This is a genomic window from Pacificibacter sp. AS14 (assembly GCF_038899935.1).
Taxonomy (GTDB): Bacteria; Pseudomonadota; Alphaproteobacteria; order Rhodobacterales; family Rhodobacteraceae; genus Celeribacter.
Genome location: NZ_JBBMQI010000018.1, coordinates 1 through 18781, shown reverse-complemented (window position 1 = coordinate 18781; position 18781 = coordinate 1). Strand labels below are relative to the sequence as shown.

Genomic DNA, 18781 nt, shown 5'->3' with positions numbered 1-18781 from the left:
CTTTAGAATTGTAGGCTGTTTTATCAGGATATTTTATAAAGTGAAAACCAGTTCCATGGCCACACCCCCTTTGACCCAAGACCCGCATCGCCTCCGCGAAGGGCGCGAAAAAGTTCTAGAGGTTGCGATCGGCCGCGAAGTGCGAGCCTATCGGCGCAAACAAAACATCACTGTGGCTGACTTGTCAGAGACCACGGGCCTGTCGATTGGCATGCTGTCCAAGATCGAAAACGGCAACACATCACCGTCTTTGACCACACTCCAATCCTTGGCCAATGCCCTGTCCATGCCGATCACGTCGTTCTTTCGCGGGTTTGAAGAAGGGCGTTCAGCCGTTCATACCAAAGCCGGTGAAGGCGTCGAGCTTGAGCGTGCAGGCACCCGTGCAAATCATCAATACAACCTTCTCGGCCATATCGGATCAAATGCCAGCGGCGTGATTGTTGAACCTTATATGATCTCGCTGAATGAAGAGTCGGATATCTTTCCGACGTTCCAGCATGGCGGCATTGAAACGATCTACATGCTGGAAGGCGAGGTCGACTATCGCCATGGCGATAAAGTGTATTCCCTTAAACCGGGCGATACGTTGTTTTTTGATGCCGACGCGCCACACGGGCCGGAAGGACTTGTTGCCCTGCCGGCCCGCTATCTTTCGATCATCAGCTACCCGCAAAAGGCCTGATTTCTCAGGTCTCAAGCGGTGGTTCGGTTTCTGGTTCGGGGAAAATACCCGCACTGGTGGGCAAGCCGTCGTCAAACTGCGACAGATAATCCAACATCATCGGGCGGCTGTCGATGAAACCCTTATAGGTGGCCAATTCAACGGGGAGATCGCGGACAACGCGGTGCAGCCTGCGGCCCCATTTGGGCATCGTCATCAGGTCTTGAAAACTGCACAGATAGCACCGGATCGGGAAGACCAGCGCGTTTGAACGCGGGAGGCGGTAAAACGTCTGCAGCTCGACCCGGAGGTGCTGTTTTGCACCGATGTTGTCGGGCGTTAGCGTGGTTTTCTGGATGCCCCATTTGTGGTAGTTTTCCGGCGAGGTGTCGAGCAACGGGTTCACTGTCATCGTCCAGTTCAACCGCCGTGCGGGTGCGCCTTGGGGGATGTTGAGCAGAAATTTAAGCGCCCGTTTGAAAATCCCCATTTCGTGGGCCTTGGGCACGGGGGCGTGCCATTCGAAAAAGTTCATCCCGATGTCGAAATCCAGCGACCAATCGGCCTGCGTCGTGATCATGCCCGCGTCCATCCACAAGTTATTTTCGCGTTGATCGAGCACTGCGAAATCGCCCTGTGTCTGACGGGTGATATATTCCATTGGACCGTAAGGCAGTGTGGCCACATCCAAGAACGTGAACGTGTCGTCAATGCCAAGCGGCTTGTTGACCCAGCGCCACGTGTTACCGTCTCGGTGCAATTCAAACAGGTCAGGGTAGTCTTCGGATTTACTGACCATAATCAACTCTAACAAATCCCAGCCCGCCAGCGTCATATGCGGCAAGGATTGGCAGCGCAGCGGATCATCGGCCAATACCTTGGCGCGATCCTTCATCTCAGAGACGTAGTGTTCATCCACATCAAAACGTTTTTCGTAAACCGATCCTTCGGGCCCGCCGCGATGCTGTTCCATGTTGACCGAATACATGTAGCTGTCTTCGTGAAACGGAAACGGGAACCGCTTAATCGCCCAGTCAGAGTTGTGAAACGAATAATCGTCGCGAAAGGTTTCGTCATTGAACTGGATGGTCATCGGTCAATCTCCAACATTTTGCCCGCAAAGCGGCTGACGCAGGGCATGATTTTTTTGCCGCTGGCGTGGTCTTCGCCATCGAGCCAGTGATCGCGGTGAATGAAGTCACCTGTGGCATTGACTACATCTGTTTCGCATTGCCCGCACGATCCACCACGGCAGAGGAACGGCGCATCCACTCCCTCGCGTTCCAAGGCTTCCAATAGGCTTTCGTGTTCGCCGACGGTGATCGTTTTGTCAGATTTACACAGTTTGACGTCAAACGGGGCACCCGGTGCTGGGGCGAGAAATGCTTCGGAATGGATGTTGGTGTCCGGCCAGCCTAGGGTCGCCGCCGTGTCCTGCACACCGTCGATCAACCGTGCAGGACCACAGACATAGGCATGCGTTCCCAGGGCTTGCCCATCGAGCAGATCGATCAGCGGAATGCGCTGCTCATCGCTGCTGTAGTAGACATGCACTTTGGTAGGGAACTTCGCCAACAACATGTCGGCATAGGCGGCATTTTCCGGTGTGCGAGCGGCGTAGTGCAGCTCCCAATTCCCGTTGGCCTGCTCCAACTGACCGATCATCGCCAGAAAGGGGGTGATGCCGATACCGCCTGCAAAGAAAATATGTTTGCGCGCCCGCAGATCAAGGCTGAACAGATTCACAGGGTAGGTGATCGTCATCCCGTCGCCCTGCCCGACGTGGGTGTGCATAAACACCGACCCGCCGCGACCATCGTCTTCGCGGCGCACAGAAATAGCATAGCTCGATAGGTCGGACGGATCTGACATCAACGAATAGGGGTTCAAGCGGGTGCGGTCCCCGTCTTGCATCGAGACGACCGTATGCGCCCCACCTGAGAAAGGCGGAAAATCCGTTCCGTCCGTTCGGGTGAATTCAAACCGTGTCACGAGATCGTTGACGGGGATAACCGCGCTGACGGTCACGTCGATCTGTGCGGGGCCAGCTTTGGCTTTTTGCGGCGCACTCATTCGTAGATCCCTTTTGGGGTGGGCACATTTCCGGGGTCTTCGGCATCCACGCAGACACCTTGGTAGGCTGCCAACCGGCGTGAGTAATGATCGCGCACAAACAGGTTTAACCCGCAATGGCTGCATTGAAACGGATCGGTTTTGACGTTTTCGGTAAAGCCTTTGCAATGCACACATTGCATCCGACGGGCAGTGGATCCACGGTGTTCGGTCTGAATTGCGGCCGGGGGAACGCCCGCGGATGTGGCCTCATTCATGGCTTGGCCCATCAAGCTTTCGGTGCCTGACAGATAAACCTGAAGCCCCATTTTTGCATCAATGAGCACCCGTTTGATCCGAAACAGCGCAGCATCATAACTCGGACCTTCGTAAAACTGCGCTGGCTCCAGCGCGCGCAGTTTGTCGGCGTAACCCGTGCCATGCGTGATGAAAATGATATGCGCCGCCGCCATCAAATCCGGTGTAGCCACATCAATGATCGCTTCGGCCCCTTGTGCATCGGCAATGAACAGATGAGCGGGGCCTGTACGGGGGTCTAACGTGCCCCAGATCGGGCGACTTCCGATACTTGGTGGAAATTCGAATTTCGACATAGCGCCCCCCAGTTTAGCCTTTGGCCATACGAATGGATTTGTCTTGATCGTAAAACGGCATCTCTTCGGCGGTCGCGGTCAACTCGGTTCCGTCCGGTTGCTTCACGATCAGCTTGGTGCCTGGTACAGCAGCATCTGGTGCGATACGCGCAATGGCAACACTGTAACCGTTCAACTCTGACGACAACCCATAGGTGATGACGCCGATATCGACCCCGTCGCGCAGAACCCGCGCGTTCATTTCCATCTGTTCCATGCTGCCGGCCAGTTTCACGCCGTAAATCTTGAAGCGCTCTTTGCCCTCCATGGCGTAATGGTTTTCCGCTCCAATAAAGCCCGTTTTTCCGGGTGAGACAGTGAAATCAAGGCCCAATTCCCACAGGGTGTCACCGCAAGGCTCATCCGCAAACGGGAATGTTTCAGAGTTGTCACCGGGGTAGAACAACAGGTAACTTTCGATGCGCAACATATCGAGCGTGCTGAACTGCACAGCGCGCACGCCCATATCTTTGCCCGCGTCCAATATGCTGTCCCAAAGGTGGGTGGCATCTTTACCACGGCAGAAAATCTCATACCCGCGCTCGCCGGTGTAGCCCGTGCGGCTGATCATCACATCGCGGCCATAAAGGCGCGTTTGCATCAAGCCGAAATAAGCCAGATCCCGGATGGCCGGGATTTCTTGTGCCAACAGATCAACCGACACAGGCCCTTGCAGGGACATATCGTGCAGATCATCATCGAACAGGATTTCGCAGTTTTTACCCGCTGCAACAGAGGCCAGCTGTTCCATACCCGTGCCAGTACCATGAACCACCAGCCATGAATTCACCGCAATGTGGTAGATGATACAATCATCGATAAATTTGCCATCCGCATTCAGGATCGACGCATAGGTTGACCGGCCTGGTGCAATTTTTTCGACGTTGCGTGTGGTTACGCGGTCAATAACATAGGCCGCGTCTGCCCCCACAACATGCACTTTCTTGAGGCCGGACACATCCATCAGACCCGCTTTGGTGCGGATCGCCTCATAGTCGGCCTTGGCGCGTTCGGGCGTGTCATCATAGAACCACGCGGTGCCCATGCCATTCCAGTCTTCCAGTGCGCCGCCAATTTCTGCGTGCCTATGTGCCAGCGCGGATGCTCTCCAAAGAATCGCCATTTGTTTTTCCTGTCGGTGTTTGGGGGGTGGTTTTGTTGCTTGAGTGAGGCTCAGATTGCGATCACGCAACAAGGTTGTAAGTCAATAAAGTTTCTACGGCGCAAAAGAGAAGCCCAACGCATCGGGCTTCTCTATTTGTCTTCACCCTTACATGTAGGACTTGTAGCTTTTGGCTTCCGCCATTTGCCCTTTGATCAAGATGGCAAAGCATAGTCCGATGCCGATCACTGAAAACAATCCGGGCAATGCACTGCCGTATCCCATAAAGATCGGGCCGGATACGCCTTCCCATGCGGCTGGTTCAAATGGAAATCCCATCGTATTTCTCCTTCTGTTTCTCTATTATTCTGCAGGTGGTGCCGAGACTGGAATGCCTTCGGGATAGGCTTGGGCTGGCACCTTGACGGTGTCCAATCCCGCAAGTTCGGCAGCTTCAGGGACGCGCAGCATGCCCAACATTTTCAGCGCCAGTGAGGCGACATAGCCGTTGCTCAGGCCAAGGGCGACGCAGACAAGCCCCCCCACAAGCTGTCCAATAAAGCTCACCGTTGGCGCGCCTTCGCCCAGAAGTGCGGGGTATCCGGTTGCTGTGATCCCGAAGACCACAACGCCCAAGAACCCGATGGTGCCATGCACCGTCACTGCGCCAACAGCATCATCGATGCCTGCTTTTTCGACAATCGCGGCAGCAGGTTTGATCAAAGCACCTGCCCCTATTGCGATAATGAACACCAGAGATGGCCAATAAACATCCAGGCCGGAAGCGACCGAAATGATGCCAGCAAGCGCGCCGGACATCATCCAGAACGGATCCTTCGTAACAACCCATGCGCCGATAATCCCGCCACCGACAGCCATCAGAACGTTGAACGACAGCGCGCCGAGATTGGATGGTGTGCCGTAGATCGTGGCGTAGTTACCACCCCAAGACCAAGCTTCGCCGCCGACAACCATGCAGGCCATTAAGAACCCAAAAAAACCTACGATGATCAACATGAGACCTGTCACCGTGAACGGCATGTTATGGCCCGGAATGTCATTCGCCGTCCCGTCCGCATTGAACTTACCGATCCGCGGGCCAAGGTTGATCAAAACGCCAAGCGCAAAGAACGCTGCAACGACATGCACAACACCGGCCGCGCCGAAATCATGGAAGCCCAACGACTGAACCATCCAGCCGTCCGAATGCCAGCCCCATGCTGCCGCGAGCGTCCATGTGAAACCACCAAGAATAATCGCCAAGATCACAAAGCCGACCGTCTGAATACGCTCGATCAGAGCACCCGACATAATCGACGCAGTCGTCGCACCAAACAGAGCAAACGCCCCCCAAAATACACCGTCGATTTGGTCTTCGATGTTCGGCCCCATATAAGAGGCACTTTCGCCCCAAGGCCAAGCAATTGCATTTGCATAGACCGCGCCGGAAATGCCATTCGGACCCGCCGACAACGATAAACCGGTCGGAAAGCCCCAATAGACCCACCAGCCGAAGAAATAGAACGCTGGGATCACAAAGGCGAAAGCGAGGATGTTTTTCACACCCGACGTCAGCGCGTTCTTGGCGCGAGATGCGCCCATTTCGTAGGCCAGAAAGCCCGCGTGAATGATGATCATCAACGGAATGGATAGGTAATAGTAAAACTCTGCGAACATGGTGTTCGTCAGATTGCCTTTCGTTTCTATGGCAGCGAGCTGCGCTAATAAGTCGGCGAATTGTTCTTCCACGATATCGTTCCCTTGTCGTTTGCTATGTACGTCGTAGGCCTCTTGTACGGTGGGCCATTTCAAAAAATGAACCACGAGGAAACTTATTTGACTAGTAATTTTTGCCCTTAGTGAAAAAAAGTTTCCTACAGTTGATCATATCAAACCCCAGTGCTAGCTTCCGATTCGACCAACCTGCGATGTGCAGGACAATAAATGAGGGTAGCGAAATGTGTGGGATTGTCGGGTTATTTCTAAAGGACAAAACGCTTGAGCCGCAATTGGGTGCGATGCTCACGAAGATGCTTGTGACGATGACAGATCGTGGGCCTGACAGCGCAGGAATTGCAATTTATTCAAATAATTCAATAGATAAGTCTAAGGTTGTCGTACAATCGGACACGCCAGAAACGGATTTTGACGGTTTGGACGACGCCTTGAGCAAGGTCATCGGCGCGCCTGTGACGATGAAAATTGTCGACACGCATGCGGTTCTTAGCGTACCGCAGTGTGCGATTGAAAGCGCTCGCGCGGCGATTATTTCGGTCAATCCGGAGCTGCGGATCATGAGCCGCGGCGATACATTGGAAATTTATAAAGAAGTTGGCCTGCCCAAAGAAGTGGCGGATCGCTTTGAGATTGAGCAGATGTCGGGCAGCCATGGCATCGGTCATACGCGTATGGCGACAGAATCAGCCGTCACCACAATGGGCGCGCACCCTTTTAACACGGGCAACGATCAGTGCCTTGTACACAACGGCTCTCTGTCCAACCACGCCAGCTTGCGCCGCAAGCTGCGCCGCGAGGGGATTCACATCGAGACCGAAAACGATACCGAAGTCGGCGCAGCTTATCTGACGTGGCAAATGCAAAAGGGCGCGACATTAGGCGAAGCGCTTGAAAGCAGCCTTGATGATCTTGACGGCTTCTTCACCTTTGTCGTCGGCACCAAAGACGGTTTTGGCGTTGTGCGCGATCCGATCGCGTGCAAGCCCGCCGTCATGGCCGAAACCGATCAATACGTTGCATTCGGGTCTGAATATCGTGCCTTGGTTGACCTTCCGGGAATCGAAAACGCCCGTGTCTGGGAGCCAGAGCCCGCGACGGTCTATTTCTGGAGCCATTCTGACCAACCCACCAAAGAGAAAGCCGCTTAAATGCAAACATTAGACATGGCGGACATCGAGCTGCGCGAGATGAACGCGACCCTGCATGCGCAGGCCGAAAACACCAACCAAACCGCATGGGAAATCGTAAATCCGAAAGGCGCGCATGCGATTGCCTGCGGTCTGGACGCCCCGATTGAGGTCACTGTCAAAGGATCGACGGGCTATTACTGCGGTGGCATGAACCAACAGGCAACCATCAATATCAAGGGCTCTGCCGGACCGGGCGTCGCCGAAAACATGATGAGCGGCGCAATCATCATCGATGGCGATGCAAGTCAATATGCAGGTGCCACAGGGCACGGCGGGTTGCTTGTGATCAAGGGCAATGCATCGTCACGCTGCGGGATTTCCATGAAGGGCATCGACATCGTGGTGCATGGCAACATCGGGCACATGTCGGCATTTATGGCGCAATCGGGCAATCTGGTTGTTTGCGGTGATGCCGGGGATGCCTTAGGCGACAGCCTTTATGAGGCGCGCTTGTTCGTGCGCGGGACCGTCAAGTCCCTAGGGGCCGATTGCATAGAAAAAGAAATGCGTCCCGAACATCTGGCGATCCTTTGCGACCTGCTAGAACGTGCAGGCGCGGACGCCAAACCAGAAGAGTTCAAACGCTACGGATCGGCGCGTGAGCTTTATACCTTCAAAATCGACAACGCGTACTGAGGATCAGACATGACAGACACAAGCAACACCGCGCCTCTGACGCCGCCGATCCAATCCGCGACGTTTTCCAATCCCGTCAACGCAGAAATCCGCCGCGCAGCCGCGACAGGTATCTATGACATTCGCGGTGGCGGCGCAAAACGCAAACTGCCCCATTTTGATGACCTACTGTTTTTGGGGGCATCTATGTCGCGCTATCCACTCGAAGGGTACCGCGAGAAATGCGAAACCTCGGTGACCCTTGGAACACGTTATGCCAAGAACCCGATCAAGCTGGACATCCCCGTGACCATCGCAGGGATGTCGTTTGGCGCGCTGTCTGGCCCCGCCAAAGAGGCGTTGGGCCGTGGTGCGAGCCTTGCGGGCACGTCGACCACAACGGGCGACGGCGGCATGACCAACGAAGAACGCGGCCACTCCGAAAAACTGGTCTATCAATACCTGCCATCCCGTTACGGTATGAACCCTGTCGATCTGCGCCGCGCCGATGCGATTGAAATTGTCGTTGGACAGGGTGCGAAACCCGGCGGGGGCGGCATGCTGCTGGGTCAAAAGATCAGCGACCGGATCGCCGACATGCGCAACCTGCCCAAAGGGATCGATCAGCGATCCGCCTGCCGTCACCCCGACTGGACGGGGCCGGATGATCTTGAAATCAAGATCCTCGAGCTGCGGGAAATCACAGCATGGAAGGTTCCTATCTACATCAAGATCGGTGGCGCCCGCCCCTACTTTGACACAACGCTGGCTGTGAAGGCCGGCGCGGATGTTGTGGTGTTAGACGGAATGCAGGGCGGCACGGCGGCCACGCAGGATGTATTCATCGAAAACGTGGGCCAACCCATTCTTGCCTGTATCCGAGAGGCTGTTCGGGCGCTGGAAGACCTCGGGATGCACCGCGAGGTTCAGCTGGTCGTGTCTGGCGGTATTCGCAACGGTGCGGATGTGGCCAAAGCCATGGCCATGGGCGCAGATGCAGTGGCCATCGGCACCGCTGCGTTGATCGCGCTCGGCGACAATGACCCAAAATGGGAGGCTGAGTACAATGCCCTCGGCACCACGGCTGGCGCCTATGATGACTGGCACGAAGGCCGCGACCCTGCAGGCATCACCACGCAAGATCCTGAGCTGATGAAACGATTTGACCCCATTGAAGGCGGTCGACGGCTAAACAATTACCTTAAGGTAATGACGCTTGAGGCGCAGACCATCGCGCGGGCCTGCGGCAAAAACCACCTGCACAACCTCGAACCCGAAGACCTGTGCGCGCTGACAATGGAAGCCGCCGCCATGGCCAAAATCCCCCTTGCTGGCACCGATTGGTATCCCGGCAAGCCCGGCACATCCTACTGACCTAAAACGAGGGCGCGGCCACGTGGCACGCGCCCCTTTCTTTGCACAACAGGGAACATCGATATGACCACAGATCTGGCCAAATTCGCAGCCGACAACGGCGTTAAATATTTTATGATCAGCTTTACCGACCTGTTCGGTGGGCAGCGGGCCAAACTTGTCCCTGCGCGCGCCATTGCGGGCATGCAAGAAGACGGGGCCGGTTTCGCGGGCTTCGCCACATGGCTTGATCTGACCCCTGCCCACCCTGATATGCTGGCCGTGCCAGATCCTGAGGCTGTGATCATCCTGCCCTGGAATCGCGACATCGCATGGGTGCCAGCCGATTGCGTCATGGAAGGCGAACCCGTTGCCCAAGCTCCACGAAACGTGCTGCGCCGCCTGATCGCAGAAGCCGCAGACGAAGGCATGCGCGTCAAGACGGGCATTGAGGCGGAATTCTTTTTGCTGACGCCAGACGGCGAACAGATCAGTGACGCCTACGACTCTGCCGCAAAACCATGCTATGATCAGCAGGCTTTCATGCGCCGCCTCGATGTGATCCGCGAGATCAGCGATTACATGCTGGAACTGGGCTGGAACCCCTACCAAAACGACCATGAGGACGCGAACGGCCAGTGGGAAATGAACTGGGATTACGACGACGCCTTGGCGACGGCGGACAAGCACAGTTTCTTTAAATTTATGGTCAAGACTGTCGCTGAAAAGCACGGATACCGCGCGACATTTATGCCAAAGCCTGTTGAGGGTTTGACGGGCAATGGCTGCCATGCGCATATCTCCGTCTGGGATCTGGACGGCACAACTAACGTTTTCGCGATGGAGCCGAACAACAGCAGCCAGACGGCGGAATTGGGTCTGTCTGAACAAGGCCGCAATTTCCTTGGCGGGATCATGGACCACGCAAGTGCCCTACCCGCCATCACCAACCCGACCGTAAACAGCTACAAACGCATCAACGCCCCGCGCACCAACTCCGGCGCGACATGGGCCCCCAATACGGTCACATGGACAGGCAACAACCGTACGCACATGGTCCGCGTTCCAGGGCCAGGCCGATTCGAATTGCGCCTGCCCGACGGCGCGGTGAACCCTTATCTGTTGCAGGCGGTTATCATCGCGGCGGGCCTTTCGGGCGTGCGCAGCAAGGCTGATCCGGGCAAACGCTATGACATCGATATGTACGCCGAAGGCCACACTGTAAAAGACGCGCCCCTGTTACCATTAAATATGCTCGACGGATTGCGGGCCTTTGATGCTGATGCAGACTTGAAGGCCGCCATGGGGGAAGACTTCTCAGCCTCCTACATCAAAATGAAAATGCAAGAATGGGACAGCTTCGTTGGCTATTTCAGCCAATGGGAAAAAGACAACACCTTAGACATTTAATGTATTTACATCGTGATAACCTTAGGGCCGCGTCCCTCTTCGCGGCCCTTTTTTGTTGATGTCTTGCAGGGAGAAGGCCGTGACGGCACCGCCTTCTCCCTGCGCCAACTAAAAAATCTTAACGCAACCAGCCCTGCGCCCGCGCGGCCATTGCGATCGCCAGCAGAATACAGGCCATCAGAATTGAAATCCCGGTGCTGAGCAGAGCATTCACTGACAGGCCAAGCGTCATGATCATATAGGCCAACGCGAACAGCGAGCCGACGAGGGACAGCCCCAAAAGCTGCACAGCCACCCTGCGACGCAAGATCAACAAGATACAGCCAACTGCGCCGGCAAACACAGCCACTGCAAACGCGGCGGTTGCCCAAACGGGCCGCTGAGTGAATATGGCAAGGTATTGTTCAGGCAGATCGGCCCGTGACATCGACGCGGTTTGCATGATGTAATTCAGGCAGCCCATAAGATTCCAAAGCAGCCCCAACCCGGCAATCGCCCAATAACTCAAACTTGGCTTTTCCATCGTTTATCCTTTGTTTTGCAGCAGGCTATCCATACTCTGTGGCAGGCTCAAGCCACAGATGAGTGACAAAGGTGCTTAAGTTTTGTTCACCTGCAAGAATAATTGTTGACTTAAGGTGATCTTCGCGGTGCAATCCCGCAACCGCTTATAAAGGAGTCACCAATGACCAAACGCATAGCCATCCTCGGCGCCGGTCCGTCCGGCCTTGCCCAGCTTCGGGCCTTTCAATCGGCCCAAGCACAGGGCGACGACATCCCCGAGATCGTATGTTTTGAAAAGCAATCTGATTGGGGCGGACTTTGGAACTACACATGGCGCACTGGGCTGGATCAATATGGAGAGCCGGTGCACGGATCGATGTATCGCTATCTTTGGTCCAATGGTCCGAAAGAGGGTTTGGAATTTGCAGACTATTCATTCGAAGAACATTTCGGCAAACAAATCGCATCCTATCCCCCCCGCGCCGTTCTGTTTGACTACATCCAAGGCCGCGTTCAAAAGGCCGGCGTGCGCGACTGGATCCGTTTTGAAACAGCTGTGCGTTGGGTCAAAAAGGACGGTGATAAATTTCAGGTCACAGCCTGCCACCTGCAAGAAGACCGCACCTATACCGAAGAATTCGATCATGTGATTGTTTGCACGGGCCACTTCAGCACGCCCAATGTGCCGCAATTTGACGGCTTTGACTCCTTCAAGGGCCGCGTGTTGCACGCCCATGATTTCCGCGATGCGATGGAATTCAAAGACAAGGACATCCTGATCGTCGGCACGTCTTATTCCGCTGAAGACATCGGATCACAGTGCTGGAAATACGGCGCGAAATCTATAACCGTCAGCCACCGCACCGCCGCCATGGGTTATGACTGGCCCGATAACTGGGCCGAGGTGCCGCTGCTGACCCATGTAGATGGCAACACCGCCCATTTCAAAGATGGTACGACCAAAGACGTTGATGCGGTGATCCTGTGCACGGGCTACAAACATCACTTCCCGTTCCTGCCCGACGATCTGCGCTTGAAAACGGCCAACCGTTTGGCCGCTGCGGACCTGTATAAAGGGGTCGCCTATCTGGACGAACCCGCGCTGTTTTATATCGGGATGCAGGACCAGTGGTTCACTTTCAACATGTTTGACGCCCAAGCGTGGTATGTGCGCGACGTGATCATGGATCGCATTGCCCTGCCTGATGCGGCTGCCATGAAGGCCGACGTTATAGACCGTATCGCCCGCGAGGATGCAGGCGAGGATGACTATGACGCGATCTGGTATCAGGGCGATTACATCAAAGAGCTGATTGAAGAGACAGACTATCCGACCTTCGATGTAGAAGGCGCATGTAAGGCGTTTAAGGAATGGAAAGGCCATAAGAAGAAAGGCATCATGACCTTCCGCGACAACGGCTACAAATCTGTCATTACGGGCACCATGGCTCCGAAACATCACACCCCGTGGAAAGACGCGCTGGATGACAGCCTCGAGGTCTATTTGCAGAACTAGGCCGCTGAAATCTCCATCTATGTGTCACCCAGACCGCCCCGTTTTGTGGGCGGTTTGCGGTGTGACCAAGCGGCGGCCGGCCCGCTTCCTTACTCTTTTTTAACAGGACCCCCTCATGAGAAAATATGCCCTCACCGTGACATGCCAATCCCAACGTGGCATCGTGGCGGCCATCGCCAATTACCTCGCTGATCATGGCTGCAACATCACCGACTCTGCGCAGTTTGACGACAAGGAAACCGGCAGTTTCTTTATGCGCATCAGCTTTGAAACAGACACAGACGTTGATCTGGATACGCTGTCAAAAGACTTCGCCAAGCCGACTGCCCCGTTTGATATGGCCTATGAATTTCACGATGAGGCCGCGAAAATGAAGGTCGTGATCATGGTCTCACGCTTCGGTCACTGTCTGAACGATCTCCTGTATCGCTGGTCCATTGGTGCGCTGCCGATTGATATTGTTGCGGTTGTGTCAAACCATATGGATTACCAAAAGGTTGTCGTGAACCACGACATCCCCTTCCACTGCATCAAGGTCACCAAAGAGAACAAACCAGAAGCCGAAGCAAAGATTATGGCCGTGGTTGAAGACTCCGGCGCAGAGCTCATTGTTCTGGCGCGCTACATGCAGATCTTGTCCGATCAGATGTGTCAGAAAATGTCGGGTAAAATCATCAATATCCACCACTCGTTCTTGCCGAGCTTCAAAGGGGCCAACCCGTACAAGCAGGCGTTCCAACGTGGCGTGAAACTGATCGGTGCGACATCGCATTATGTGACGGCCGATCTGGACGAAGGACCGATTATCGAACAAGACATCGTGCGCGTCACCCATGCGCAATCGCCAGAAGACTACGTGTCCCTCGGGCGTGATGTGGAAAGTCAGGTCCTGTCCCGTGCGATCCACGCACACATCCACCGCCGCGTGTTCTTGAACGGCAACAAAACTGTCGTGTTCCCCGCCTCACCAGGGTCCTTCGCCTCCGAGCGGATGGGATAACCCGCCCAACGCCCGCGATTAGCTTCGCGGGCGTTCTTTTTTGGGATCAAAGGCTGCCAAATCGGGGCGAATCACAGCGGGCAGGCGTTTTTGATGTCCATCAAGCTTGCCGATCTCAACCTCAGTGCCTGCATCTGCATGGGCCACATCAATCCGCGCCATCGCTATGTTTTTCCCCAACAAAGGTGATCGGGTCGCCGAGGTCACTTCGCCAATCTGCGCACGACCAATGTGGATACAATCGCCGTGACCCACTTCGACTTCACTTCCGATATCAAGACCGACAAGTTTGCGCATTGGGTGATCCTTGCGCCGGATCAGGGCATCGCGGCCGATAAAATCATCAGGTTTGGATTTCAACGGCACAGTGAACCCAATGCCAGCCTCGAACGGATCGGTTTGATCCGAGAAATCGTAACCCGCAAAGATCAGGCCCGCCTCGGTCCGCACCATGTCTAATGCCTCAAGACCCATTGGGCGCAAACCGTAGTCTTGCCCTGTCTCCCAGATGGCATCAAAAACTTCGGCGCAGTGCTTGGGGTGACACATGACTTCATACCCCAACTCGCCCGTATACCCAGTGCGTGAAATGACAAACGGCGTGCCCGCCTCATTGCGAAGGCGTGCGGGCGTAAACCGGAACCACGCAAGCTGGTCGAACTCGGGGTTGTGCGGCGCGGTCCAGACCAGTTCGCGCAAAAGATCACGCGATTTAGGTCCTTGCACGGCGACATTGTGGAGCTGATCCGTAGAGGAGCGCACAAGCACCTTCAGCCCAAGTTTCTCTGCCTGTTCGCGGATCCATTCACCGCCATAGTCACTGCCACCGATCCAGCGGAAGTTATCGCGCCCAAGGCGGAATACAGTGCCATCGTCAATCATGCCGCCGTGTTCATAACACATTGCCGTATAGACAACCCCACCCACAGGCAGGGTTTTCATGTTGCGGGTGAACACGTACTGGCACAGTGCCTCAGCGTCGGGACCATTGATTTCAAACTTGCGCAAGGGCGACAAGTCCATGATCACGGCGTCTTGACGGCAGGCGTGGTATTCAGCAATCGGCCCTGCGGCAGCAAAGCAATTGGGCAACCAATAGCCGTTGTATTCCACAAAATTACGGGTGTGTTTGGCAAAACTGTCGTGAAATCCGGTTTGCTTGGTCATCTTTGGCTCCGAATTTGGCGTTGCGCGCACGGCGATGGCGCGTTGGAATGTCTCTTTGCCGGAATAGGTCCGCACGTGAATGTCCGTGGGGTTCCAGCCATTTGCAGCAGAGGTGTCATCGGGACAGGCGCTGGACACGCAAACGATATCCGTCAGCGCGCGCAATAAGACGTAATCACCGGGGCGCGACCACGGCTCGTCAGCATACATGACCCCGTGATCATCAATCCCCGTGTTAAAAAAGAAATTGATTGCCATCCAACCTGGCCGCCCGCCAACGCCGAAGTCGGCGAGCGCGCTGTTGAAATTGTCCGAGCAATTCACATGCCCCGGATAGCCAATATCGTCGTAATATTTGGCCGAGCACGCCAAAGCAAAAGCATCATGGCGCCCGCATGTATCTTGCACCACTTCAACCAGTGGCACCATTTCTTGATCGTAGTATTTTGCGTGTAAGCCTGGCATCGGATAGGCGTGGCCCATCAAGGTGCGAGTCGTCGTGACATCCAGCGCGTGCTCGATCCCCTTGTCTAGTTTGCGGGCGCTGAAACATTCAAAGTCAGTGCATTGCCGCCCGTCCACATCCAAAATCTGGATGTAATCGCCCGCCTTCACAAAATAGGCTTCGGCGGTTTGTGTATGCACACGGATATCCTGCAGAGGATCGGCAAGGGGCGTGGGCAGTTCGAACCGGACGTTGGACTTTATCACGGCGCGTTTTATCATCACTGTCAGCGGGGTAGCGGTGTCTTGTGTCTCAAGATCCATAATGCCACCGGGGGCGGCGATGATGATACAGCCGTCACGCTGGGCGATGAAAGTCTGTTCGGTTTTGGCGGGAGTCGTGGCTTCAAACAGGGTGACAGCTCCTGCCGCCGCGACGTCGATTTTACGCGCGTCCAAGCCCATGCGCAAACCGCGCAGAGATTTGTCAGAACTGTTCAACAGGGCCTGCAACCCTGTGGCGGGCCCTTGCCCCTGCGCCCCGATCAGGCCCGCATCAATCCGGCCATGAGAGTTGCAGGCGAGGATCTCGCAGCGCTGGCCGCCTTCATCGTTGATAACTGTGATGTGATCTCCCACGGACACAGGCAGCAACACCGCGCCGCCCCCTTCAACGCCATAACGTTCCGTCCCCTCTGGCAGGGAAAAAATACGCGGTTCATAGATGGCGCTTGGCTTTGGCGGGCCGGAGCGTACATTTAGAAAATCATCCTTCACCGGCGCCTCACTTGTTGCATCATCGGAAAATTTATTTAATATGAAGAATATATATGAATGCAATGCCACGCAAACGAAATTGGCACGTCGGCAAAGGAAAATCACATCACACCGTTGAAACATCTTCCCACTCCTCTGGCTCTAAACACGTGACCCTTTGATTTCTCTTGCTTTTGGCCTTGTCGCGGCGGCCTGTTGGGGTCTTCATGATTTTTGCATCCGCTTTATCAGTCGAAGCGCCCCTGTCAGCGCTTGCCTCTTTGCCGTGATGATATTTGGCCTGCTGTTTCAAACGGGCCTGCTCGTGGTGACGGGCAACTATGACAGCATCCCCAAGGTCAGCATCCTGCCCTTGCTTTACGCAGGCGTTTCATTTGCGATTGCGAATGCCGGGCTTTACGTCGCGTTTCAACGCGGTCCGGTTTGGCTGGCTGCGCCTTTGGTGGCGTGTTTTTCCATCTTCGCGGTCGCAATTGCCGTGATCGGCGGCGCCGCCGTTTCCTTTGGGCAATTGGGCGCGATTTTGATGATCCTTACAGGTATCACGATGATCGCTGTACTTGCCGATAAAGACAGCACGCAAGAGACTGGTAAATTCTGGACGGTGGTCAGCGCCTTGATCGCGGCGGCGGCATTTGCCAGCACTTTCGCCTTTGGGCAAATTGCTGCAGAGATGACGAATGGGCTGATCTCTGCAATTCTAACGCGGATCGTCGCAATCGGGGTAATTTTCAGCGGCATTCTCGCTCTGCGCCTTCCCCTTTGGCCCAAGTCCGGCGCTTTGGGCATCCTCGCGATCATGGGGCTGCTCGATGGCATTGCGATTTTGTCGATTATGACGGCGGGCAACTATCCGCACCCAGAATACGCCGCAGTCACAACCGCCATCTACGGATTACCAACCATCTGGCTGGCTTCGCTTGTTTTGAAAGAACGGATTACCCTCAAGCAATGGGGTGGTTGCCTTATTGTGTTCATCGGCGTCGGCTATTTGGCGCTGTGATTCATAGCGGCTGATTCTGTCGCACTTATCTCTGTGGGCTGTTCGCCAGTCATCGTTAGATGAAATTATACTGCGAGCGCCACAAACGGCTTGAATGGGGTAGGCGATTGCGCAAAATCCTCTCTGCAGAGCGGCGAATTCACACTTTCCGCCCGTTCTCCCCCAACCAAATTTTGACGAGAGGGCCGCCCTCTCGCCGCTCTCCCGGTTTTCGCCTCCGGGTGAACCAGACGCCCTCGTGCCACGCCGCAGGTCTTGATCGCCCGTCGCGCTTTGTCTGCGCGCGACGTGTCATCGTCAGCGTGAACCACCCCGGCTTTGATGGCGGTGATAATCGCGGCACACTCAAGGGCCAGCGCGTGATCAACGCAACGGAGGCCGCCGTCGTGCGGCGTATATTCAGCGACTACCTCGTTGGGGTCTCACCGAAGAAGATCGCCTTTGCGCTCAATAACGAAGGTATTGCGGCCCCAACCGCGCGCCATTGGGGTCCAAGCACCATTTACGGTAACCGCGAACGGGGCACAGGCATCCTCAACAATGAACTCTACAATGGCCGCTTGGTGTGGAACCGTCTGCGCTATGCCAAGGACCCTGAGACCGGCAAGCGCGTCTCACGGCTCAATCCCGAGGCGGAATGGATCACAAAAGACCTGCCCGATTTGCGGATTATCGATCAAGCGACTTGGGATGCGGTCAAACACAAACAAGGCGCAATCAACACCAAGGCCAAGTCAGGCTTTTGGAAAGCACGCCGACCCAAAAACCTGTTCTCATACCTGATCAAATGCGGTGAGTGCGGTGGGGGTTGCTCGTCGGTGAATGCCACGCAGATCGGCTGCTCCAGCGCCCGCAACAAAGGCACCTGCAGCAATAGGCTGACGATCAGTCGTAATTATCTCGAAGAAGACATCCTTGGCGCATTGCAAGGCCAGTTGATGGATCCAGAACTCTGCGCTCTGTTTTGCAAAGAGTACACAGAGCATCTGAACCGATTGCGCCGGACACAAAGAAGCGCCGCCGAAGATCATCGCCTTGAGCTCTCAAAACTAGAACGTGAGCGCATGCGTATTGTCGATGCGATCAAAGACGGTCTGCCTGCTGAGATGGTACGCGATGAAGCGCAGCGCATTTCTGCACGCATCGCGTTCTTGACGGATGCCCTTGCACAAGATGGCGCAGCCGCGCCGATCCTGCACCCTGCGATGGCCGACATGTATGCGCGTGAAGTACAAAAACTGATCACGACCTTGAATGAACCAGACCACCGCGAGGAAGCAGCGGGACTAATCCGTGGCTTGATTGATAGGATTGTTCTGACGCCAGATGCGAGCAAGACACGGCTTATTGTGGATCTTGAGGGAGACTTGGCTGGTATTCTGGCAATGTCTGCGGATCAGGCGTCGCTTAAGAGGCCGAATTTGCTAGGTATTGATACGTTTGGGGCGTTTTCGTCCCTGTCCTACCGCCTTGGCGAGAGTGTTTCTCATTATGACGTAGGAATAAATGGTTGCGGGAGTAGGATTTGAACCTACGACCTTCAGGTTATGAGCCTGACGAGCTACCGGGCTGCTCCATCCCGCGACACTGTGCT

At 55.3% G+C, this 18781-nt stretch carries 17 protein-coding genes and 1 tRNA gene; 9 read left to right on the top strand and 9 right to left on the bottom strand.

Going from position 1 to position 18781, the window contains the following annotated elements:
- Positions 1-55: 55 nt before the first annotated feature.
- Positions 56-685, top strand: a complete 630-nt coding sequence (locus tag WNY38_RS14745) for an XRE family transcriptional regulator (protein WP_342858120.1) — start codon at positions 56-58, stop codon at positions 683-685.
- A 4-nt stretch (positions 686-689) separates the two neighbouring features.
- Here the strand turns inward: WNY38_RS14745 and WNY38_RS14740 are convergent, their stop codons facing one another.
- From WNY38_RS14740 to WNY38_RS14715, 6 genes are all read right to left on the bottom strand, one after another.
- Entirely contained in the window at positions 690-1757 is a 1068-nt protein-coding gene (locus tag WNY38_RS14740; protein ID WP_342858119.1) for a DUF3445 domain-containing protein, read from the bottom strand.
- The gene (locus WNY38_RS14735) at positions 1754-2737 is read right to left on the bottom strand and encodes a PDR/VanB family oxidoreductase (RefSeq protein ID WP_342858118.1); all 984 of its coding nucleotides are present in this window, start codon (positions 2735-2737) and stop codon (positions 1754-1756) included. Before WNY38_RS14735 ends, WNY38_RS14740 begins: the two co-directional genes overlap by 4 nt.
- On the bottom strand, positions 2734-3330 hold the full coding sequence (locus tag WNY38_RS14730) for a dimethylamine monooxygenase subunit DmmA family protein (RefSeq protein WP_342858117.1): 597 nt from the start codon (positions 3328-3330) through the stop codon (positions 2734-2736). Before WNY38_RS14730 ends, WNY38_RS14735 begins: the two co-directional genes overlap by 4 nt.
- A gap of 13 nt (positions 3331-3343) precedes the next feature.
- Positions 3344-4492: an aminomethyltransferase family protein gene (locus tag WNY38_RS14725; RefSeq protein ID WP_342858116.1), complete on the bottom strand. Its 1149-nt coding sequence runs from the start codon at positions 4490-4492 to the stop codon at positions 3344-3346.
- A gap of 147 nt (positions 4493-4639) precedes the next feature.
- On the bottom strand, positions 4640-4810 hold the full coding sequence (locus WNY38_RS14720) for a hypothetical protein (protein WP_342858115.1): 171 nt from the start codon (positions 4808-4810) through the stop codon (positions 4640-4642).
- A gap of 24 nt (positions 4811-4834) precedes the next feature.
- Positions 4835-6220 carry an ammonium transporter gene (locus WNY38_RS14715; RefSeq protein ID WP_342858114.1) on the bottom strand — a complete coding sequence of 462 codons (1386 nt, stop codon included), beginning with the start codon at positions 6218-6220 and terminating at the stop codon, positions 4835-4837.
- A gap of 209 nt (positions 6221-6429) precedes the next feature.
- Between WNY38_RS14715 and WNY38_RS14710 the strand changes: the two genes are divergently transcribed.
- From WNY38_RS14710 to glnT, 4 genes are all read left to right on the top strand, one after another.
- Positions 6430-7356 carry a glutamine amidotransferase family protein gene (locus tag WNY38_RS14710; protein WP_342858113.1) on the top strand — a complete coding sequence of 309 codons (927 nt, stop codon included), beginning with the start codon at positions 6430-6432 and terminating at the stop codon, positions 7354-7356.
- Positions 7357-8034: a GXGXG domain-containing protein gene (locus tag WNY38_RS14705; RefSeq protein ID WP_342858112.1), complete on the top strand. Its 678-nt coding sequence runs from the start codon at positions 7357-7359 to the stop codon at positions 8032-8034.
- 9 nt (positions 8035-8043) lie between these two features.
- Complete coding sequence (locus WNY38_RS14700) at positions 8044-9387, top strand: FMN-binding glutamate synthase family protein (protein ID WP_342858111.1); 1344 nt, start codon at positions 8044-8046, stop codon at positions 9385-9387.
- 63 nt (positions 9388-9450) lie between these two features.
- Positions 9451-10776: a type III glutamate--ammonia ligase gene (glnT, locus tag WNY38_RS14695; protein WP_342858110.1), complete on the top strand. Its 1326-nt coding sequence runs from the start codon at positions 9451-9453 to the stop codon at positions 10774-10776.
- A gap of 118 nt (positions 10777-10894) precedes the next feature.
- Here glnT and WNY38_RS14690 read toward each other — a convergent pair whose 3' ends face one another.
- Positions 10895-11299 (bottom strand): hypothetical protein, encoded by a 405-nt coding sequence (locus tag WNY38_RS14690; RefSeq protein WP_342858109.1) that lies wholly within the window; start codon positions 11297-11299, stop codon positions 10895-10897.
- A gap of 162 nt (positions 11300-11461) precedes the next feature.
- Here WNY38_RS14690 and WNY38_RS14685 point away from each other — a divergent pair, with 162 nt between their 5' ends.
- The gene (locus tag WNY38_RS14685) at positions 11462-12796 is read left to right on the top strand and encodes an NAD(P)/FAD-dependent oxidoreductase (protein WP_342858108.1); all 1335 of its coding nucleotides are present in this window, start codon (positions 11462-11464) and stop codon (positions 12794-12796) included.
- Positions 12797-12911: 115 nt separating this feature from the next.
- Positions 12912-13796 carry a formyltetrahydrofolate deformylase gene (purU, locus tag WNY38_RS14680; RefSeq protein ID WP_342858107.1) on the top strand — a complete coding sequence of 295 codons (885 nt, stop codon included), beginning with the start codon at positions 12912-12914 and terminating at the stop codon, positions 13794-13796.
- Between the two features lie 18 nt (positions 13797-13814).
- Here purU and WNY38_RS14675 read toward each other — a convergent pair whose 3' ends face one another.
- The gene (locus WNY38_RS14675) at positions 13815-16184 is read right to left on the bottom strand and encodes a DUF1989 domain-containing protein (protein ID WP_342858106.1); all 2370 of its coding nucleotides are present in this window, start codon (positions 16182-16184) and stop codon (positions 13815-13817) included.
- A 157-nt stretch (positions 16185-16341) separates the two neighbouring features.
- Between WNY38_RS14675 and WNY38_RS14670 the strand changes: the two genes are divergently transcribed.
- Together WNY38_RS14670 and WNY38_RS14665 are read left to right on the top strand one after the other, a co-directional pair.
- Positions 16342-17187: an EamA family transporter gene (locus WNY38_RS14670; RefSeq protein ID WP_342858105.1), complete on the top strand. Its 846-nt coding sequence runs from the start codon at positions 16342-16344 to the stop codon at positions 17185-17187.
- Between the two features lie 221 nt (positions 17188-17408).
- The gene (locus WNY38_RS14665; protein ID WP_342858104.1) at positions 17409-18716 is read left to right on the top strand and encodes a recombinase family protein; all 1308 of its coding nucleotides are present in this window, start codon (positions 17409-17411) and stop codon (positions 18714-18716) included.
- Here the strand turns inward: WNY38_RS14665 and WNY38_RS14660 are convergent.
- Positions 18695-18771 (bottom strand) — tRNA-Met (locus tag WNY38_RS14660). The two genes, WNY38_RS14665 and WNY38_RS14660, sit on opposite strands and share 22 nt — an antisense overlap.
- Between the last annotated feature and the right edge of the window lie 10 nt (positions 18772-18781).

What these genes read in the sequence shown, in the direction of transcription:
- WNY38_RS14745 (WP_342858120.1), top strand. Translation starts at nt 56, where the DNA reads ATGGCCACACCCCCTTTGACCCAAGACCCGCATCGCCTCCGCGAAGGG.
- purU (WP_342858107.1), top strand. Translation starts at nt 12,912, where the DNA reads ATGAGAAAATATGCCCTCACCGTGACATGCCAATCCCAACGTGGCATC.
- WNY38_RS14690 (WP_342858109.1), bottom strand. Translation starts at nt 11,299, where the DNA reads ATGGAAAAGCCAAGTTTGAGTTATTGGGCGATTGCCGGGTTGGGGCTG.
- WNY38_RS14685 (WP_342858108.1), top strand. Translation starts at nt 11,462, where the DNA reads ATGACCAAACGCATAGCCATCCTCGGCGCCGGTCCGTCCGGCCTTGCC.
- WNY38_RS14720 (WP_342858115.1), bottom strand. Translation starts at nt 4,810, where the DNA reads ATGGGATTTCCATTTGAACCAGCCGCATGGGAAGGCGTATCCGGCCCG.
- WNY38_RS14735 (WP_342858118.1), bottom strand. Translation starts at nt 2,737, where the DNA reads ATGAGTGCGCCGCAAAAAGCCAAAGCTGGCCCCGCACAGATCGACGTG.
- WNY38_RS14705 (WP_342858112.1), top strand. Translation starts at nt 7,357, where the DNA reads ATGCAAACATTAGACATGGCGGACATCGAGCTGCGCGAGATGAACGCG.
- WNY38_RS14725 (WP_342858116.1), bottom strand. Translation starts at nt 4,492, where the DNA reads ATGGCGATTCTTTGGAGAGCATCCGCGCTGGCACATAGGCACGCAGAA.
- glnT (WP_342858110.1), top strand. Translation starts at nt 9,451, where the DNA reads ATGACCACAGATCTGGCCAAATTCGCAGCCGACAACGGCGTTAAATAT.
- WNY38_RS14710 (WP_342858113.1), top strand. Translation starts at nt 6,430, where the DNA reads ATGTGTGGGATTGTCGGGTTATTTCTAAAGGACAAAACGCTTGAGCCG.
- WNY38_RS14740 (WP_342858119.1), bottom strand. Translation starts at nt 1,757, where the DNA reads ATGACCATCCAGTTCAATGACGAAACCTTTCGCGACGATTATTCGTTT.
- WNY38_RS14730 (WP_342858117.1), bottom strand. Translation starts at nt 3,330, where the DNA reads ATGTCGAAATTCGAATTTCCACCAAGTATCGGAAGTCGCCCGATCTGG.
- WNY38_RS14700 (WP_342858111.1), top strand. Translation starts at nt 8,044, where the DNA reads ATGACAGACACAAGCAACACCGCGCCTCTGACGCCGCCGATCCAATCC.